Consider the following 17,471-nt stretch of genomic DNA (forward strand, 5'->3'; position numbering starts at 1 on the left):
ATGAAAATATTGGTGGCAATCAAGCAGGTGCCGGAGCGCGACGCGCAGATCAGCATCGCGGCTGACAGCAAGTGGATCGATGAGAGCGATTTGAGCTACACCATCAACGAGCCAGATGCTTATGCCCTCGAAGAGGCATTGCAGTTGAAAGAAAAAAATGGCGGCGAAGTCGTTGTGCTGTGCGCCGGGCCGGAGCGCGTCGCCAGTACTCTCCGCGAAGCCCTTGCCAAAGGTGCAGACCGCGCCATCCACATCGAAGCCGACGACCTCGGCGAGCGCGACACGCTCGGCATCGCACAGTTGCTCGCGGATGCAGCCAAGGCTGAGTCGCCCGATCTGATACTGACAGGGTTACAATCTGACGACCTCGGTCTCGGCCAGACAGGCGTAGTCCTCGCCGAACTGCTAAGCATCCCCCACGCAACCATCATCATGCAGGTAGAGGTCACTGGCGCAGGCCTGAAGGTAAAACGCGAGCTTGAAGACGGCTGGTTCCAACACGTCGAGATGCCGTTGCCTGCGCTGCTCACCATCCAGTCCGGCGGCAACAAGCTGCGCTATGCCACGCTGATGGGCATCAAGAAGGCAAAGACGAAAGAGACGAAGACCTTACAAGCAGCGCCCGCCGCAACCGCACAGGCAATTACTCTCGAACGCGTCTATCTCCCCGAGAAGCAGAAGAAGACCGAGATGCTGACCGGCACACCCGCCGAAGTCGCAGCCAAACTGGTGGAGAAGTTGAAGTTTGAAGTGAGGGCGATATGAACGGTGTTCTCGTGCTGATGGAACAGCATGGCGGGAAGTGGAACCGCATGAGCTTCGAAGCGCTCGCAGCGGGTCAGCAACTTGCAGCAAAGCTGGGAGCGGAATGCTCCGCCGCCGTCATTGGCGACGCCGCCGATACGCTTGCCCCTGAGCTGGCCGGTAAAAAACTGGCAAAGATCTTTACCGTGCAACATGCGCTTTTGCAGACCTACACCTCCGATGGATATGTCGCTGCACTGGAGCAATTGGTGAAGCAGACAGACCCGGCTTACGTCCTGCTGCCACACACCTATCAGGTGCGCGACTTTGCCCCGGCACTGGCAACGCGGTTCAAACAGGTGCTCATCAGCGACGTCATCGCCGTTCATGACGGCCCGGTCTTCGTGCGCCAGTTACTACAGGGCAAGTTAAACGCAGACTACAAGCACTCCGGCACAGGACCATGCTTCATTTCGGTGCAGGCCGGAACATTCCGTGCCGAAGCCGTCGCAGCAGGCACCGCGACCGTCGAAGACTTCACTCCCCAACTCGAAGCCAGCCAGATTCGCAACAAACCCGGCGAGCCCTTCCGCGAGGCTGCACAGACAGTCGATCTCAGCGCCGCACCACTGATCGTCTCCGTCGGACGCGGCATCGGCGAGCAGGAGAACATCAGCATCGTCGAAGAGTTAGCAACCGCACTAGGAGCAGAACTGGCCGCGTCGCGTCCCATCTGCGACAACGGCTGGCTACCAATGGAGCGGCAGGTCGGCAGCTCCGGGCAAACCGTCTCGCCCAAGCTGTATCTTGCGATCGGCATCTCGGGTGCGATTCAGCACCTCGTCGGGATGAAGGGCTCAAAGACAGTGATTGCCATCAACAAGGACGAGAACGCACCCATCTTCGAGGTTGCGGACTACGGCGTTGTCGGCGACCTCTTCGAAATCGTTCCAGCTCTTACCAAAGCGGTGCTAGCGGCAAAAAAATAGCATTTGCAATGCACTCACCGCCCATGACTATACTGGGAAATATCTGGTTGTCTGCTTCCCTCCCCAAGTGAATGCATCGAACAGATGTTGCAACGAAGTCGATGGCTGACATGTCCTATAGAACGATTGGCGATGCCGCTACCTCAGTTTTGGAGCGGACAGGTGATGACCGGGACAAGGATGCTCAGCAGGCCATGGGCAGACTGCGGGACAAGTTCGGCCGCGCCATCACTGATCTTCGTGTCTCTGTAACCGATCGCTGCAACTACAAATGCGTCTACTGCCGCACCGGCAACGAAGGCGCGCAATACACTGAACTTGCCATTGCGGATTACCTGCGCATGGTGCGCCGCTTCGTCGCTCTTGGTGTGGAGAAGATTCGTCTGACCGGTGGAGAGCCGCTTCTGCGGCATGGCCTGGTAGAGATGGTCAGCGAGCTGGCACAGATGCGCACGGCCTATATGCCAGATGGAACGCATACCGCTGTCGGCCATCCACTCGATATCGCGCTGACCACAAATGGACACCTGCTCGAAGGCCTGGCCAAGCCTCTGAAAGATGCCGGACTCAATCGCATCACCGTCAGCATGGATGCCGTGGATGCCGAAACATTTGCTGCCATCACCCGCGTTCCTCGCAGCTTCGACCGCGTGATGGCGGGGATACGACAGGCGAAGGCTATCGGCCTGGGGCCCGTGAAGGTGAACTGTGTTCTGTTGCGTGGATTCAACGACAACCAGATCGAGCAGTTCGCTGAGTTCTCCCGCCGCGAAGGCGTCATCGTGCGGTTTATCGAGTTCATGCCGCTTGAGGAAGACCGTAGCTGGAAGCCGGAGACGGTGGTTCCCATGGACGAGGTGGTGGCACGGCTGAATGCGTACCGCCCGCTGGTGGAGCTTGCTCCGAACGCCGCAAGTGAGACTGCAAAACGGTTTACGTTCGACGATGGGCTGGGTGAGATTGGAATCATCGCACCGGTGTCGCGGCCATTCTGCGGCCACTGTAGCCGAGTTCGGCTTACGTCAGACGGAAAGATACGAACCTGCCTGTTTTCGCAGAGCGATCATGACCTTTATGGAGAAATGGTACGAGGTGGAACCGATGAGGAACTCGATGCGTATATTCGCAAGGTAGTGATGCGGAAAGAAGAGCGTCATCACATTGGCGAACCTGATTTTGAGAAACCCTCAAGAAATATGGTTCACATTGGCGGATGACGGAATTCTCGATACGATGAAGTGCTCAAGCCTTCTTAAACTTTTTACTGACAGATTTACTTCTGAATCAATGGTGCGCTCTCTTGAGGTGCAGTGAGTGAGAGACAAGCGGAAGTTTGAAGTGATTGAAAGCCGGCAACTCGATCACCTTCGGGTGTTTCATGATGTTGCTCGTTCGCTGACGACAAGCCTGGAACTCGAAGAGATCCTGGGTGCCATCATGGAGAAGATGGCACAGTTCTTCGGGCCGGAACGATGGTCGATGATGATGGTTGACGAAACGTCGAACGAGCTTTATTACGCCATTGCAGTAGGCCAGGATGCGGCGAGCCTGAAGGGGCTACGCATACCGATGGGCGAGGGCGTCGCCGGATGGGTGGCCGCGACCGGCAATCCTCTGATCGTGCCCGACGTCGTTCTCGATCCTCAGTGGTCCAAGTTTGCAGCGGCGCATCCCGAATTGGGAATTCAGTCGATCGCCTGCATCCCCGTGCGCGCCGCCGACAAGACCCTGGGCGTCATCCAGTTGCTGAACAGCAAACTCGACCTGATGTCGGAGTATTCGATCTCGTTTCTGCGCATCCTGTGTGACTATGCGGCAATCGCCATTCAGAATGCGAAGTCGGTGACGCTGATCCAGGAACTCACCATTACCGACGACGTCACCGGCCTGTTCAATGCGCGGCATCTGTACACGCTGCTCGATGACGAGGTAGCGAAAGGCAAAGTCTTCAGCCTGATGTTCATGGACCTCGACCGCTTCAAGTCGGTGAACGATACGCACGGCCATCTGGTCGGAAGCCGTCTGCTGGCCGAAGCGGGTGGCCTGCTGAAACGTTCCATCGGACCGGACAATGCAGCCTTCCGCTATGGCGGAGACGAGTTTGTGGTGCTGTTCCCGGGCTTGACCAAGTTTGCGGCAACGGCAGCCACGATGACGATCTATCAGGATCTGCAATCCGCGCGCTTTCTTGAGGGCGCTGGCCTTTCGCTGCGCCTTACGGGCAGCTTTGGGCTGGCGACCTATCCCGAAGACGGGAACACGGTGCCTACCATCCTGCGTTCCGCCGACACCATGATGTACGAGGCTAAATCGACACGCAACAACATCGCCGTGGTTGGCAAGGGGCTTCTGATGGATCGTGTCGCACTCGCAGGCGTGCGCGACGAGCGCTAATTCTGTCAAGCCTCAACGCCGTCGAAAATTACCCGCCTAAGTCCAGCAAATCGCTTAGTGTAAGCAACTTACCTCGTAGAAAATAAACTCCAGAAAACTGCAAAACAGTTAGATCCAATTCGTTAAACTGGAAACAGCATAAAAATAAGTTAAGCCCAGCAGCGCTGCTGGGCTTACCTGTTTCCGCTATTTCCTCTCAGGTGTAGCTTCCTTTGTTTGTCATTCCCAAACGGAATCTGCATTTCCCTTGTTTGTCATTCCCGAAGGGAATCTGCGTTTTGCTCGAATCACCAAACTACATCTGGAGGATATCCTTTTTAGAATCAATATTTTACCCGTAACCCCAATAAAATGAATATTTTGCGGACAATAAACAGCGTAAAGGTAATAATATACTTGACTGAGTGTAAGGGGAGGAATAACTTATGAATACCGTGACAGGGCAGCCTTTTGCTCAGGACTCTATCTACCCACCTGAGCATATGTCTCAAGAAGATCAAGAAACGGTTGATCGCCTAATAAAGCTTGTTCGAGAGGGTGGGATAAAAAATCTGCCGCCGCTGTCGTCGATAAAATATTCTGTTTTATCTCGCGTTCTAGCAATTCGCGAACATGACTCCCGGTGGCTTCTGGGAGATGTGGAATCAATTTTTCGATTGCGTCAAAAACAGACCAATTCTTCGATTGAGCAATCTTTCGGGCAAGAACCAATTCAAGAATAGCGTTCCGTAATTGGCGTTCATTATTTTCCATGCCGCCCATACTCTCATTAATTTGCGTTCTGGCTATATGCTGATTTGTAACGATTTTTATGTAACCCTGGAGAACGAATGCGATTGGCCTATTTTCTTCTTGCTGCTTTCTGGCAGGCTCCCTCTCACCACAAGGTTTTTGTAATCGATAAGGTGACGCAAGTATCCACAGCATCGAATAAAGCTCTCGGCACTCAGGGGCAATTGGTTCAACAAGAACATCATTCCGCGCCTGTGGTGATGGCTGAATTTGCCAAGAAATGTCCTGCTATTTCGTTTACCGAAGATCAATCGGGGGCAGATTTCATATTGCAGACTCAGCCCGGAGGGTCAACGTTGGCCGATCCTAAAGGCAATATTCTTTACGTCTCGCCAGCTAAAAATCTAGGAAATATGGTCAAGGACGTATGCAAATTCGTTTCGTCGCGATGATGGGCTAATAGCCTGTTGTGATCACCATTCGAGGAATGATGGTAACGAGTCAATAGGGCATGAATTCATGCGAAATCCGTAGAAGTCATTAGTTGGATAAACTCTCTTCTCCTAGCCAAAGTCGCCCCAAAAGCTTTTTTAGCTCCTCAAGATTATCCCTTCGGAAAAAATGCCCGGAGCCTCCAAATGATGGAAGGTCAAGAAGTTCCTTCAGTTCTCCGCCCAAACCATCTCCATTCTTGTGCCGATAGACCTGCTTACGAGATTCATATGCGATCATGTCGGCTGGTTGCAATGGGATGCAATTTTCCCATCCCATAGGGGCAATCGTAATAAAGCGGTGACGACTTTGAAATGTCTCATCGTTCTTTAGCTGGTTGAAAGCGTCCAGGATCGTGTTATCCATACCGGTCGTTCGGTCATGTATGAGGGATATACGAACATGCTCATAGCCGCGACCCCGGCTTTCCACATCGTTTCCTATCTGCATCATGAGGTATTGCACCAGAAGCCTGTAGCAAGCCCGCTTCATTTTTTTGTGGGTTTTGATATTGAAAACTTCAGCCAGCTCGCTGACCTTTACGCTATGCGAGACAATATGAAATCCATCGCTCGCGTCAATTATGGCTTTGAGTTCGGATCTAAAGGCTTCCCTCTCTAGTGGTTCCCACCCTTGGAATTCTTTACTTCCCTGCCAGCAATCGGAGGCATGAAAACGAGAAATTGTAGGTCTTCCCTCGTCGGTTAGCTGCTTGTTCTTTTTTTCCAAACAGTTCATCCAGTCAGTTCTTAGCCAAGTCCAATTCATCCCGGTGCTAAAGATGCAGCCTAGTGTGAACCATTCGCTATCTTCGCTCTCGTCAAAATACCCAGATAGAACCACGAAATTGCTCTCCTCGAACGACAGGTGACCCGTTAGGGTTCCCCACAACTCAGATAATAATTCGACGTGCGACAAGCGCATCTATTCCTTTCCGCTGCTGATACAATGCAGCTAGCGGATGAAGACCGAACCCAAAGCGAATGCCCCAAACTCTCCCGGCAAGGACGTACAGGGTGACTTTGCTCAGTTCACGGATTTTATGAAGAAGCTAGTTGCAGTTCCTCATTCAAAGATCAAAGCGAGACTAGAAGAAGAGAAGCGATCTAAGAAGAAGCGGATTTCCGCTTCCCCCGACCCTGCCGTTTAGCAGGTCGCCCCTTCCTCCTTCCCAGTCAGTTCAGCATACGTCAAACGCTTACCTGCTAATTGCGATACTACTTTCTTAAACCGCTGTCCGTCGCTCTGTTTGCGCGTGTTATAGCGGAATACCTGCTCATCAACATACGAATCCATGTGGAACGGCTCTACGGCAACATAGGTGCCATTCAGGCCACGCTTGAGCAAGCTCCAGAAGTTCTCTATGCCCTGAGTGTGGACGCGTCCATTCACGTACTCGTTGATGTGGTTCACGGTCTTGTGAGTGAAGTTCTTGTACTCGCTCAGTTTGTCGTATCCCACATGGCCATCAGTGAAGACATAAGCATTGAAGCCGACGTGCTCAAGAATCTCAGCCTGTAAGGTCTCGCGCTTCACATTCGGAATGACCTTAGCGCGAATCTGGCGTGTCTGACGGTTCAACATTCCCATCACGATAGTCTTACGGTCTACCTGCTTGCGATTTCCAAGATGCTTATTGACGGCCTTGCCGCCGATGAAGGTCTCATCCACTTCGACGGGATTGCTCCAGTTTCCGCCCATAGTCATATTCCCATGATCTTCTTTCATGGCTGTACGGATGCGATGCAGCATGAACCAAGCTGACTTCTGCGTTACTCCGATGGACTTGGAAAGCTCATAGGAACTGATGCCATTCTTGGAATTGGACAGCAGCCACGAAGCGGGAAGCCATTTCTCTAAGCCGATAGGTGAGTCCTCGAATACAGTGCCAACCTTGAGCGAGAACTTGCTCTTGGCGTGCTTTCCGTAGCACTGGTATACCTTGGCCTTTTCGAGATAAGTGACCTTTTCAGAGCCGCAATGAGGGCATTTCACGATACCATCAGACCAGCGAACGGCTATCATGAACTGACGGCAGTTCTCAGCATCGCTAAAGTATTGAATGGCTTCGAGTAATGTCTTAGGGACTTCCATGAATCAAAGCATAGCAAGATAATCCTACTCAGTCAAGTATGTTATTACCAGCGTAAATGCTTGAATCAATAGACTTTATAGGCAAAGTACCCCCCGGGGGGTGGCCCAAGGCAACGATCAACTTCAGCGGTCCTTTTACTCGGGGCGGCGGTGTTCAAGAGTGAGCGGGCGCTTGGGCTCGGGCTTGATGACGTCACGATTTTCGGGTGCGACCGGGTGAACGCCGAAGTCCCAGACACTGAGGTTCACCACCTTGTCTGAGATGACCTCCATCAAGGCGTACTCTCCAAAGTCGAGCGGCTGTTGCGGCGTCAGCTTCATCCAGTGGCCGCCGGGAAGAACCTCCGAGGTAGTTTCGACGACATCCTCCTGCGGCTGACCGTTGCCGAGCAGGCCGATGCGAAAGCTCGCGATGTCGCGGACACCGGTGCGGACGTCCGCTCGAACGATGACGTAGCGGTCGCTGGTCGAGCCGCTCGCCGCATCAGGCTTGATGGCGTTCGAGGCACCGTGGGTATCGACCGTAAGCGGTGTGCCGCCAGTGGGCGCGACGGTATCATCACCGACGCGGATATAGAAGACCGGCGAGGCAACATGGAGTTGCACGTAGCTGCGTTCTCCCTTGATCTGCGCGACCTGGTGCGGGCTGGAGAGCGGATTAATAACGGCGCGCAGGATGTTGTGGCCGGTGTTGCGATTGAGGTCGCTGTCGTTCTGAGAGAGCGGAACAAGTTCGGGCGTTCCGTGAAAGGTATCGAGGGCAAGAACGCTGTTCTGCTCGGGGAGGCTAAGGTCTTTCGCGACCTCGGGAGTCAGCGAGGCGCGGTCGGCCTCTTCCTTGAGCAGCTCAGGGTCGATCGCGGGAGGCTCGCCGCTGGTGGAGTTGTCACCCGTCTGTGCCGGAGAGTGCTCCTTCTCCCACCGGTGCGTCGCGTCGAGATCTACGAGCGACAGCGGAATCTCTTCTGCTGCGCCATCACGTTCGGCACTGACGTAATGCACGAGGCTGCCGGAGACGCGGTAGCTCATCACGATCTGGTAGCTGCCGTCTTTAAGATAAAGGCGAGTGCGATGAGGAACGTTGGCCGAGTCGCCCGCAGGCAGAGTCTTCTGCGAAGGCGGGGCCGCGTAGCTGGGCCGCGCAGCGAGGACGGCCAGCCCGGCCACAAGAAAAAGCCACGCGGGGAAAAACGTTATGGGCAGTACCTTCGTCTTAGTCATAAAGGTCAGTTTCGACAGTGTAGTACCACCGTTTTAGACGCGCTCAACCTCGCGATATCGCGGAAATTACGATCACCGCAGTTTGGCCTGCATCCCTTCGATGTGCTAAACAGATAGAAGCGCCAGAATATCAATGCAGAGCTATCTCCAACGCGGAAAGAACAGTCAGCAGCCAGTGGTATGGATGCGGATGATCGCTGCGCTCTGCATCCTGATGATCACCTTCATGAGTGCGGCGCAGGCCTGCCACACCCATGCTGAGACCTCTTCGCTCAAGCAAAGCTCGCATCACAATCAGCCGCCGCCGGAAGATCATTGCCCGGTTTGCATGGCGATGCACTCCGCATTACCGGCAACGCTGCACCTGGCTCCAGCACCAACCATCGAGATAGAGCCTCTGAGCGCGGTTGCCACCGATACGCTGCGTTCTTTTAGCTGGCGTTTCGAGATGGCAAGTCGCGGCCCGCCTGCCGGCCATGGCAATCCCTCCTTCATTTAAGGCAGCGACAGAGAAGTTTACCTTCATTTAAATCTTCTGTCCGCAAACCACGCCCTCGCGCGTCCTCGCGCTTTTTAAAATGATGTCCTTCGAGGCATCAGGAATCGGCCTATCTTTATGCACAGAAGCATTCCATCTCTACTCTCTCTAATAGCACTTTCCTTCTTATTGCTGGTCACCGGCGCACTGGCGCAGGGAACAAGCGGCAACATCACAGGAAGCGTAACCGACACCACCGGCGCGGTGATCTCCAGCGCCGTAGTTACCATTCAGAATCCCATCAGCGGCTACAAGCAGACGACGCAGACCGATGCGAACGGGCAGTATCACTTCGACAATCTTCCCTTCAACCGTTATCACATGTCGGTGGTGGTTGAAGGCTTTCAGTCAACGACGAACGACACGATGCTGCGATCTGCATCGAACACCGTCGTCAACTTTCAACTATCAGTCGCTTCCAGTTCGCAGAGCGTCACCGTGGATGCAGAGGCATCGGACATGGTGAACAACGATCCGACGTCGGCGACTCAGGTAGACCGCTCCTTGTTTGCGCGGCTGCCGACGGAGAGCACAAGCGCTCCACTAAGTTCGCTGGTAACGCTGAGCACGCCGGGAATCGCTTCGGATTCAAACGGCTTGTTTCACCCCATGGGCGAGCACGCAGACACGACCTACTCGATCGACGGCCAGCCAGTAAGCGACCAGCAGAGCCGCGTCTTCGGCAACCAGCTTTCGCTGAACGCGATTCAGTCGATCAACGTGATCGATGGAATTGCGCCGCCGGAGTATGGCGATAAAGCTTCGCTGGTGGTGCAGACCACGACGCGCTCGGGACTTGGGCTGCCGCATCCGACGGGCTCGCTTTCGTTTAACTATGGCTCGTTCGGGACATCGAACGGAAGCGCAGCACTGGGATTTGGAAATCAGCGCCTGGGAAATTTCAGCAGCTTCGACGCGGTAGATAGCGGACGGTATCTCGACACGCCGGAACAGCAGCCGCTGCACGCGCATGGCAACAATGAGAACTTCTTCGACCGCATCGACTATCACCCCACGCAGGCAGACTCTCTGCAACTGAACCTGAGTGCATCGCGGAGCTGGTTTCAGAACCCGAATCAGTACGACCAGCAGGCGCTTGGGCAGGACCAGCGAGGAGAGATCTTCAGCTACAACATCGCGCCCTCGTGGACGCACATCATCAACCCGAACAGCCTGATCGACATCAACCCTTACCTGCGGCAGGACGACTTTCACTACTACCCGAGCAAGGATCCCTTCAGCGATACGCCTGCAACGCTGGCGCAGTCGCGGCGGCTGCAGAATGCGGGTCTGAAGGTGGATTACAGCTACTCGCGCGGGATCCATAGCTTCAAGGTGGGAGCGATGTTCTATCACACCTTCCTCGATGAAAGCTTCTCGCTCGGGATTACCGATCCTGCGTTCAATGCACCGTGCCTCGATGCCAATGGTGCTCCGGATACCAATGCGGATGCGAACGACCCGAACAATTGCCCGGTTGGGGATACATCGAATCCAAGCTACATCACCGGTACCGGAGCCTACGACCTGACCCGTGGCGGATCGCTTTACCACTTCAAAGGCCACACGGACATTAAGCAGGAAGCAGTCTATCTGCAGGACAACATCGTGTGGAAGAACTGGACCTTTCTGCTGGGCGGCCGCGTAGACAACTACAACGGCCTCAGCAGCCGATCGATGGTGGAGCCTCGCCTCGGTGGCACCTACACGGTGAGATCTACAAACACCGTGTTGCGGCTCGGCTATGGCAAGCTCTTCCTGACTCCTTATAACGAGAACCTGATCGTCTCAAGTTCTACCGGCATTGGCGGGTTGGAAGGCGCAGGCGCTGCAGTTGCGCTGAAGCCTGCGGCGCGCAATCAGTACGATGCAGGATTTGAGCAAGGCTTCGGCAAACATCTCGTCGTGAATGGAGAGTATTTCTGGAAGTACACCAACCGCGATTATGACTTCGATGTTTTGCTGAACACTCCGCTGGCGTTTCCTATCCAGTGGCAGAAATCGAAGATCGACGGCTTCGGCATCAAGGTCACGATGCCGACGACGCATGGCGTGTCGGCCTACTCGGTGCTGGGACATACGCGGTCGCGCTTCTTTGGGCCGGAGGTTGGCGGCATTCTGTTCAACGATTCTCCTGTGCCTGCGGGCGTACCGTTCCGAATCGATCACGATCAGGCATTTCAGCAATCGACACATATGCAGTACCAGCCGAAGCCACGAGGACCATGGTATGGAATTACGTGGCGGTATGAGAGCGGTCTGGTGGCGGGCAATGCACCGATCGACAATGGCCAGACTCCTACCGATCTGACTTATCTGACAGCAGATCAGCAGTCGCAGATCCTCCTGCGCTGCGGCGATGTGCAGGCCACGCGCACAGCGCCGTTGACAAGCTGCCCAACCGGGGAGCTTTCGTCGCCGCTGCTGTCGCTGCCGAAGCCGGGAACGGAGAACGATGACCGCAATCCGCCGCGCGTCGCTCCGCGCACGATGTTTGATATGGCTGCCGGATGGGACAACATCCTGCGCCGCGAGCGGTTCAAGACCAACCTGAGCGTGACGGCAGTGAATGTCACCAATAAATATGCGCTGTACAACTTCCTTTCGACGTTCAGCGGAACGCACTTCGTTTCGCCAAGGACGGTGAATGGGCAGGTGACGCTCAGCTTTTAAGAGAGCACAAAGTTCGCGAGGCGGCTGGGCTTGTTCATAGCCAGGCGCCTCGCGCATCTGTGACTCTTTGAGCTTCCACCTGACTCAATCACTCATCCTGAACCTATCGAACCAAGGAGCTTGTCATCGCACTTTCATCTCTATCTCTTTCTCGTTTTCATCGCCACGCAGATATCGCCGGAGCCACTGCGTCGGCGGTCTGCATGTCCACTGCCTGCTTACTCCTGTCGTCATCAGCCTTTTTCCCGACATCATTCCCTACCTTCCGGGAGACGCGTCCTTCCATCGGTGGCTCGCCATCGGCATCGTTATGTTCGGATTTGCCGGCTTCGTTCCCGGCTACATGGTGCATCGCCGCAAGCCGCTGCTTGCGCTGATTGGGACAGGGATGAGTCTCATCCTGTTCGTCGCATGGAAAGGCGAAAGTCTTCACCTCGCAATGGAACTCGTCCTTAGCATCGGAGGTTCGATGTTGCTGGTGATGGCGCATCTACTGAACCGAAGCTTCTGCCGCCAATGTCGTATCTGCAAGGAAGAGCCGAAGAACTGCCAAACCACTGAGGTTGAGCAGATGCAACCACGCTGCTAATCGTCAAAGTGCTTGCGAACCTATAGACTATCGACCAAGAGAAGATCAATTCCTGTGGTCGTGGGCGTGGAGCGAGGGTTATGGCTCTGGTTTGGAAGTACTTTGCCTTAGGGTTTAGCGCCTTGCTGCCGGTGGTTAATCCACTCGGCTCGGCACTGGTATTTCTGGGGCTGGTGGGCGTTGTTCCGGCTGAGGTCTATCGCTCGCTTGCCCGCCGAATCGCAATCAATACGGTCCTCTTCTTCGCCGTCATTGAGCTGATCGGGTCGACCATTCTGCACTTCTTCGGCATCTCCCTGCCGATTGTGCAGGTGTCCGGAGGGCTGGTACTTGCCGCGATGGGATGGTCGCTGCTGAATCAAAAAGATCCGCAACCAACGGTAGAAGAGACCAATGCAGAGGTACCGAGCGCTGTGCAAAGAAGAAAGAACACGCTGGAAGAGGGGACCTTTTATCCGCTTACCTTCCCGGTAACGGCTGGCCCCGGCTGCATCGTCGTGATGCTGACGCTGGGCGCTCATGCCTCGACGAAAACGATCAGCGATAATGTGCTGGCGCATGTTGGCCTATTGCTCGCGGTGATTGTACTGAGCGCGCTGATCTATCTGTGCTACGCCTATGCGCCGCAGATCACTCGCAAGATATCGCCTTCAACAGCTCACGGCATTCTGAGAGTCGTGGCCTTCATCCTGCTCTGCATCGGCGTTCAGATCGCCTGGAATGGCGCGGCTACCCTGCTCGCGACCGTTCTTCAACATCGATAAGCGGCAAGCCTCTTATTTGCGCTTCCAACGAACACCGTCTTTGGAGTCCTCGATGACGATGCCCTTGGCTAGCAGATCGTTACGAATAGCATCGGCCCGAGCGAAGTTGCGGGTCTTCTTGGCCTGAGTGCGTTCAGCAACAAGCGCATCAATCTCCACATCGCCGAGCGATAAATTGTTGAGAAGCTCCGGAGCGACTTCATCAAGACGACCTTCAGCCTCGGCCCAGGCAAGCGCGTCGCGGGTCAGGGCCGCGTCACGATCTTCGAGCACTGCAAATACGCCATCGAAGAGATCGAGTACACGAAGAATCTCGGCGACGTTGCCGGTGCGAAGTGTGCCTGCATCGGCGGCGGAGTTGGCTGCGCGGACGAGGTCGAAGATCGCGGCACGCGCCTCAGCAGTATTCAAATCATTTGCCAGCGATGAGGTGTACCCCTGCTCCGCCTTTGCAGTCGCTGCGGCGATGTCGGCATCCAGACCGTCCGCGAAGCCGCCCTTCAACATGCGCTGATGAAACGTTCTCAGGCGCTCAATCGCATTGGTCGACTCAGCAAGACTCTCGAAGGTGAAGTTCATCTGGTGCCGGTAAGGCACGGAGATGAGCAGGAAACGGATAGCAGAGGCACGATACCCCTTTAGCAGAAGATCGCGAAGGGTATAAAAATTCCCCTCCGACTTCGACATCTTCTTGCCTTCGACTAACAGAAAGCGAACGTGCATCCAATGACGAGCAAAGGTCTTTCCGCTGGCCGATTCAGACTGAGCGATCTCATTCTCATGGTGCGGAAACATCAGATCTTCGCCACCGGCATGGAGGTCAAAAGAATCGCCCAAAAACTTCGTCGCCATCGCCGAACACTCGATATGCCAGCCCGGACGGCCGGAGCCTAACGGTGTCTCCCAGTGCTGCTCACCCGGCTTGGCTGCCTTCCACAAGGCAAAGTCACGCGCGGCGTCCTTCTCGTATTCGTCTACATCGACACGAGCGCCGTCTTCGATGCCGTCGAAATCTTTCTTCGAAAGTTTGCCGTACTCCGGAAAGCGAGCGATGCGGAAGTACCAGCTCCCATCTTCGGTCTGGTAGGCGATGTCTTTAGCAGCAAGCTTTTCGATGAGGCCGACCATATCGGGAATGCAACTGGTAGCGTGGGCGACGTGCTCCGACATCTGAATGCCGAGGGCGTCGAGGTCTTCAAAAAATGCGCGCTCAAACTTGGCCGTGTATTCAGCAATCGACACACCCGCAGCGGCAGCGTTGCGGATGATCTTGTCATCGACGTCGGTGACGTTCATGACGTGCTTGGTGTCGATTCCCTGCTGACGAACGAAGCGGCGTAGCACATCGACGTGAAGGAAGGTGCGGAAGTTGCCGATGTGACCGTAGTCGTAGACGGTGGGGCCACAGCAATACATTCGCAGTGCGGGGGCACCCACTGGTGCCAGTGCTTCAACTTTTCCGCTCAAAGTATTAAAGAGTTCTATCGTTGCCACAGTAACGCTCTACCCTGCCGCAGCCGAGCACGTAGCGCGGTGCAGACTGCTCTCCTTGGAATCCCTGTCGATTCTAGCTGATGGACGGGTACTTTCGGGCGGCAGCGGCCTTTATGACTGGCCCAGCCGCAATTGCGGAGTCGCCGCGAGGTCCTCCGGTGCGAAATCTTCGGCTAAAAACTTCGGCCACGCGGCGGCAGCGATCATGGCAGCGTTGTCGGTCGATAGCGCCAGCGACGGGAAAGCGATGGGAAGGCCGCGACGATCGGCCTCTGTCTGAAGACGGCGGCGTAGCTCGCTGTTTGCCGCCACACCACCGGATACGACGATTCCGCGCGCTCCGAATGACTCTGCCGCGGCGAAGGTCTGGCGAAGAAGATTACCGACCACTGCATATTGAAACGACGCGATCAGATCGAGCGTCTGCGCATCGCAAAGGTCGGCGACGGCACCGATATCCGGCTTTGCATCGCCCATGGTGGCAATCGCCGTGCGCCGGGCTTCGACACCTTGCCGCATGTCGTGCATCTCCACATAGCGCAGGACGGCAGTTTTGATCCCGCTAAAAGAGAAATCGAAGCTGGGACCGCCTGTAGAGAGCGGTGCCTTCTTGTTAGGCATCGACACGCCCTCGCGATGCGGCCTGGGCTTGATCTGGGCAAAATTGAAGGTGACTGCCCGGGGATTTCCATGCAGGGCAAGAGCATCGATCCAAGGCCCGCCGGGATATCCAAGCCCGAGCAACTTCGCAACCTTGTCATAAGCCTCGCCCGCTGCGTCATCCACAGTGCGGCCAACATTGCGATAGCTCCACGCGCCCTGTTCACTCTGCTGCACCAGATAAAGATGCGTGTGGCCGCCCGAGACGACCAGCGCCAGCAGCGGCAGCTCCATCGGCGTCTCGGAGCGCTGCCGCGCCTCCATCAACACCGCGTGGATGTGCCCTTCAAGATGGTTCACCCCGATCAGCGGCTTGCCCAGCCCAAACGCAAGCGCCTTGGCATAAGTAATTCCAACCAGGAGCGCACCGGCCAGACCGGGGCCTTCCGTCACCGCGATAGCAGCAAGATCGTCAAAACTCACAGCCGCCTGCGCCATCGCCTCGCGTACCACCGGGACGACGTTGCGAAGATGCTCACGGGAGGCCAACTCAGGCACGACACCACCGTAGTTGGCATGAAGCGACATCTGCGAAGCCACCACATTCGACAGCGCCTCGCTGCCTGCACGAACCACTGCCGCCGCCGTCTCATCGCACGAGCTTTCGATGCCAAGAATCAGGGCCGTTCTGCTGTTATGGCGCATCTCTTTATCATAGGGGAGAGCCATGCCCATCTTCATCAGCACGAACCCGAGCTACCTCGCAGCCCGCAACATCGTGCTTGCCCTGCGCGCCGAAGGCCATCAGGCTTTCTTCGCAGGTGGCTGCGTGCGCGACCTTCTTCTCCGCCTTGATCCAAAAGACTTTGACGTAGCCACCAGTGCAACCCCGGACATTGTGCAGAAGATCTTCCCCAGGACCCTTGCGGTCGGCGCACACTTCGGCGTCATTCTCGTGTGCGCGGAAGACGGCATCACGACCGAGGTCGCAACCTTTCGCCACGACGGAGCCTACAGCGATGGCCGCAGACCGGACGCGGTTCGTTTCTCGACCGATGCCCGCGAAGATGTCCTGCGACGCGACTTCACCATCAATGGAATGCTGCTCGATCCGGTTGTCTTTGAAGAGACCGGCGATGCCGCAGCAGCCACGCTCGACTACGTTGGTGGCCGCGCCGATCTCGCTGCAGGCATCCTGCGCGCCATCGGAGAACCGTCGCTGCGATTCGCCGAGGACAAGCTGCGAATGCTGCGGGCTATACGTTTTGCCGCGCGACTCACCCTCGAGATCGAGCCACGCACCATGGCCGCGATTCGCAACGCCGCCGCACAGATTGGCCAGGTCAGCAGCGAGCGCATTCGCGATGAACTGACCCTGATGCTGACCGAGGGCCACGCGCGCCGTGCCTTTGAATTGCTCGACACCACCGGCCTGTTGCAGCAGGTTCTACCCGAAGCCACGCGACTGCACGGAGTGCAGCAGCCGCCACAATTTCATCCCGAGGGCGACGTCTGGACGCACACCATGCTGCTGCTCGAAAAGCTTCAGCCTGGCGCATCCGCGACGCTGGCATGGGGAGCGCTGCTCCATGACATCGGCAAACCTGCGACCTACCGTGCGCCAAATCCAAACGATCCCACTGACCGCATCCGCTTCAATGGCCATGTGGAGGTCGGTGTCCGCATCGCCGAAAAGGTCCTTGGCCGCATGCGCTTCTCCAACGAAGACACCGCGCAGATCGTCGCCCTAGTCAAAAATCACATGCGCTTCGGCGACGTTCTCCAGATGCGGCAATCGACACTGAAGCGCTTCCTGCGCCTGCCTCGCTTCGACGAGCATCTCGCCCTGCACTGGCTCGACTGCACCTCTTGCCACGGCGATCTCACGCTCTACAACTTCGCCCGGCAGCAGTACGAGACCGCACCCGCAGAACATATCCAGCCGAAGCTGCTTGTCACAGGCCGTGATCTTATCGCGGCAGGCTACCGCCCCGGCCCACACTTCAAGGCGATGCTCGAAGCCGCCGAGGACGCTCAACTTGAAGGGCACGCCACCACGCAGGCAGAAGCGCTGGCCATCGTGAAGGAGCAATTCGGCGGACCTGCGAGCTAATCCCCTTCTGCGTCCAGAAAGAGATATGGGCCGT

17 protein-coding genes are annotated in these 17,471 nt (G+C 56.1%); 11 read left to right on the forward strand and 6 right to left on the reverse strand.

Features of this window, described 5'->3' with window-relative positions:
• The 4 genes from GSQ81_RS05700 to GSQ81_RS05715 all read left to right on the forward strand — a co-directional run bounded on the left by GSQ81_RS05700 (position 1) and on the right by GSQ81_RS05715 (position 4,127).
• Positions 1-765: an electron transfer flavoprotein subunit beta/FixA family protein gene (locus tag GSQ81_RS05700; RefSeq protein WP_158909683.1), complete on the forward strand. Its 765-nt coding sequence runs from the start codon at positions 1-3 to the stop codon at positions 763-765.
• A complete protein-coding gene (locus GSQ81_RS05705) occupies positions 762-1,733 on the forward strand; it encodes an electron transfer flavoprotein subunit alpha/FixB family protein (RefSeq protein WP_158909684.1) in 972 nt (323 codons plus the stop codon). The genes GSQ81_RS05700 and GSQ81_RS05705 overlap by 4 nt, the downstream gene beginning before the upstream one ends.
• A gap of 194 nt (positions 1,734-1,927) precedes the next feature.
• Entirely contained in the window at positions 1,928-2,950 is a 1,023-nt protein-coding gene (gene moaA, locus GSQ81_RS05710; RefSeq protein WP_371715225.1) for a GTP 3',8-cyclase MoaA, read from the forward strand.
• Between the two features lie 97 nt (positions 2,951-3,047).
• Entirely contained in the window at positions 3,048-4,127 is a 1,080-nt protein-coding gene (locus GSQ81_RS05715) for a sensor domain-containing diguanylate cyclase (protein ID WP_158909686.1), read from the forward strand.
• 462 nt (positions 4,128-4,589) lie between these two features.
• Here GSQ81_RS05715 and GSQ81_RS05720 read toward each other — a convergent pair whose 3' ends face one another.
• Positions 4,590-4,880: a hypothetical protein gene (locus GSQ81_RS05720; RefSeq protein ID WP_158909687.1), complete on the reverse strand. Its 291-nt coding sequence runs from the start codon at positions 4,878-4,880 to the stop codon at positions 4,590-4,592.
• Between the two features lie 83 nt (positions 4,881-4,963).
• Here GSQ81_RS05720 and GSQ81_RS05725 point away from each other — a divergent pair, with 83 nt between their 5' ends.
• Positions 4,964-5,311 (forward strand): hypothetical protein, encoded by a 348-nt coding sequence (locus GSQ81_RS05725; RefSeq protein WP_158909688.1) that lies wholly within the window; start codon positions 4,964-4,966, stop codon positions 5,309-5,311.
• An 88-nt stretch (positions 5,312-5,399) separates the two neighbouring features.
• Here GSQ81_RS05725 and GSQ81_RS05730 read toward each other — a convergent pair whose 3' ends face one another.
• A complete protein-coding gene (locus tag GSQ81_RS05730; protein ID WP_158909689.1) occupies positions 5,400-6,275 on the reverse strand; it encodes a DUF3800 domain-containing protein in 876 nt (291 codons plus the stop codon).
• A 37-nt stretch (positions 6,276-6,312) separates the two neighbouring features.
• Between GSQ81_RS05730 and GSQ81_RS05735 the strand changes: the two genes are divergently transcribed.
• Positions 6,313-6,501 (forward strand): hypothetical protein, encoded by a 189-nt coding sequence (locus GSQ81_RS05735; protein WP_158909690.1) that lies wholly within the window; start codon positions 6,313-6,315, stop codon positions 6,499-6,501.
• Here GSQ81_RS05735 and GSQ81_RS05740 read toward each other — a convergent pair.
• On the reverse strand, positions 6,498-7,445 hold the full coding sequence (locus GSQ81_RS05740; protein ID WP_158909691.1) for an IS1595 family transposase: 948 nt from the start codon (positions 7,443-7,445) through the stop codon (positions 6,498-6,500). The genes GSQ81_RS05735 and GSQ81_RS05740 overlap by 4 nt on opposite strands.
• A gap of 135 nt (positions 7,446-7,580) precedes the next feature.
• Positions 7,581-8,666, reverse strand: coding sequence for a hypothetical protein (locus GSQ81_RS05745; RefSeq protein ID WP_158909692.1), 1,086 nt, complete (start codon positions 8,664-8,666; stop codon positions 7,581-7,583).
• Between the two features lie 133 nt (positions 8,667-8,799).
• Between GSQ81_RS05745 and GSQ81_RS05750 the strand changes: the two genes are divergently transcribed.
• From GSQ81_RS05750 to GSQ81_RS05765, 4 genes are all read left to right on the forward strand, one after another.
• A complete protein-coding gene (locus GSQ81_RS05750) occupies positions 8,800-9,165 on the forward strand; it encodes a DUF2946 family protein (RefSeq protein WP_158909693.1) in 366 nt (121 codons plus the stop codon).
• Between the two features lie 117 nt (positions 9,166-9,282).
• Positions 9,283-11,877 (forward strand): TonB-dependent receptor, encoded by a 2,595-nt coding sequence (locus GSQ81_RS05755; RefSeq protein ID WP_158909694.1) that lies wholly within the window; start codon positions 9,283-9,285, stop codon positions 11,875-11,877.
• 67 nt (positions 11,878-11,944) lie between these two features.
• Positions 11,945-12,466, forward strand: a complete 522-nt coding sequence (locus GSQ81_RS05760; RefSeq protein WP_158909695.1) for a MerC domain-containing protein — start codon at positions 11,945-11,947, stop codon at positions 12,464-12,466.
• 80 nt (positions 12,467-12,546) lie between these two features.
• Positions 12,547-13,230: a MarC family protein gene (locus GSQ81_RS05765; protein ID WP_158909696.1), complete on the forward strand. Its 684-nt coding sequence runs from the start codon at positions 12,547-12,549 to the stop codon at positions 13,228-13,230.
• A 12-nt stretch (positions 13,231-13,242) separates the two neighbouring features.
• Here the strand turns inward: GSQ81_RS05765 and cysS are convergent, their stop codons facing one another.
• Complete coding sequence (gene cysS / locus GSQ81_RS05770) at positions 13,243-14,724, reverse strand: cysteine--tRNA ligase (RefSeq protein WP_158909697.1); 1,482 nt, start codon at positions 14,722-14,724, stop codon at positions 13,243-13,245.
• A gap of 111 nt (positions 14,725-14,835) precedes the next feature.
• Positions 14,836-16,053: a tRNA (adenosine(37)-N6)-threonylcarbamoyltransferase complex transferase subunit TsaD gene (gene tsaD, locus GSQ81_RS05775; RefSeq protein ID WP_254060017.1), complete on the reverse strand. Its 1,218-nt coding sequence runs from the start codon at positions 16,051-16,053 to the stop codon at positions 14,836-14,838.
• Between tsaD and GSQ81_RS05780 the strand changes: the two genes are divergently transcribed.
• Positions 16,052-17,437: a CCA tRNA nucleotidyltransferase gene (locus tag GSQ81_RS05780; protein ID WP_158909698.1), complete on the forward strand. Its 1,386-nt coding sequence runs from the start codon at positions 16,052-16,054 to the stop codon at positions 17,435-17,437. The genes tsaD and GSQ81_RS05780 overlap by 2 nt on opposite strands.
• Positions 17,438-17,471 lie beyond the last annotated feature (34 nt).

Origin of the sequence: Granulicella sp. L56 (assembly GCF_009765835.1) — a bacterium.
Classification (GTDB): domain Bacteria; phylum Acidobacteriota; class Terriglobia; order Terriglobales; family Acidobacteriaceae; genus Edaphobacter.

Bases quoted from the DNA above. Each gene is read 5' to 3' on its own strand.
- GSQ81_RS05765 (WP_158909696.1), top strand. From the start codon at position 12,547: ATGGCTCTGGTTTGGAAGTACTTTGCCTTAGGGTTTAGCGCCTTGCTG.
- tsaD (WP_254060017.1), bottom strand. From the start codon at position 16,053: ATGGCTCTCCCCTATGATAAAGAGATGCGCCATAACAGCAGAACGGCC.
- GSQ81_RS05700 (WP_158909683.1), top strand. From the start codon at position 1: ATGAAAATATTGGTGGCAATCAAGCAGGTGCCGGAGCGCGACGCGCAG.
- GSQ81_RS05745 (WP_158909692.1), bottom strand. From the start codon at position 8,666: ATGACTAAGACGAAGGTACTGCCCATAACGTTTTTCCCCGCGTGGCTT.
- GSQ81_RS05720 (WP_158909687.1), bottom strand. From the start codon at position 4,880: ATGGAAAATAATGAACGCCAATTACGGAACGCTATTCTTGAATTGGTT.
- GSQ81_RS05755 (WP_158909694.1), top strand. From the start codon at position 9,283: ATGCACAGAAGCATTCCATCTCTACTCTCTCTAATAGCACTTTCCTTC.
- GSQ81_RS05740 (WP_158909691.1), bottom strand. From the start codon at position 7,445: ATGGAAGTCCCTAAGACATTACTCGAAGCCATTCAATACTTTAGCGAT.
- GSQ81_RS05705 (WP_158909684.1), top strand. From the start codon at position 762: ATGAACGGTGTTCTCGTGCTGATGGAACAGCATGGCGGGAAGTGGAAC.
- GSQ81_RS05780 (WP_158909698.1), top strand. From the start codon at position 16,052: ATGCCCATCTTCATCAGCACGAACCCGAGCTACCTCGCAGCCCGCAAC.
- GSQ81_RS05730 (WP_158909689.1), bottom strand. From the start codon at position 6,275: ATGCGCTTGTCGCACGTCGAATTATTATCTGAGTTGTGGGGAACCCTA.
- GSQ81_RS05750 (WP_158909693.1), top strand. From the start codon at position 8,800: ATGCAGAGCTATCTCCAACGCGGAAAGAACAGTCAGCAGCCAGTGGTA.
- GSQ81_RS05735 (WP_158909690.1), top strand. From the start codon at position 6,313: ATGAAGACCGAACCCAAAGCGAATGCCCCAAACTCTCCCGGCAAGGAC.
- moaA (WP_371715225.1), top strand. From the start codon at position 1,928: ATGGGCAGACTGCGGGACAAGTTCGGCCGCGCCATCACTGATCTTCGT.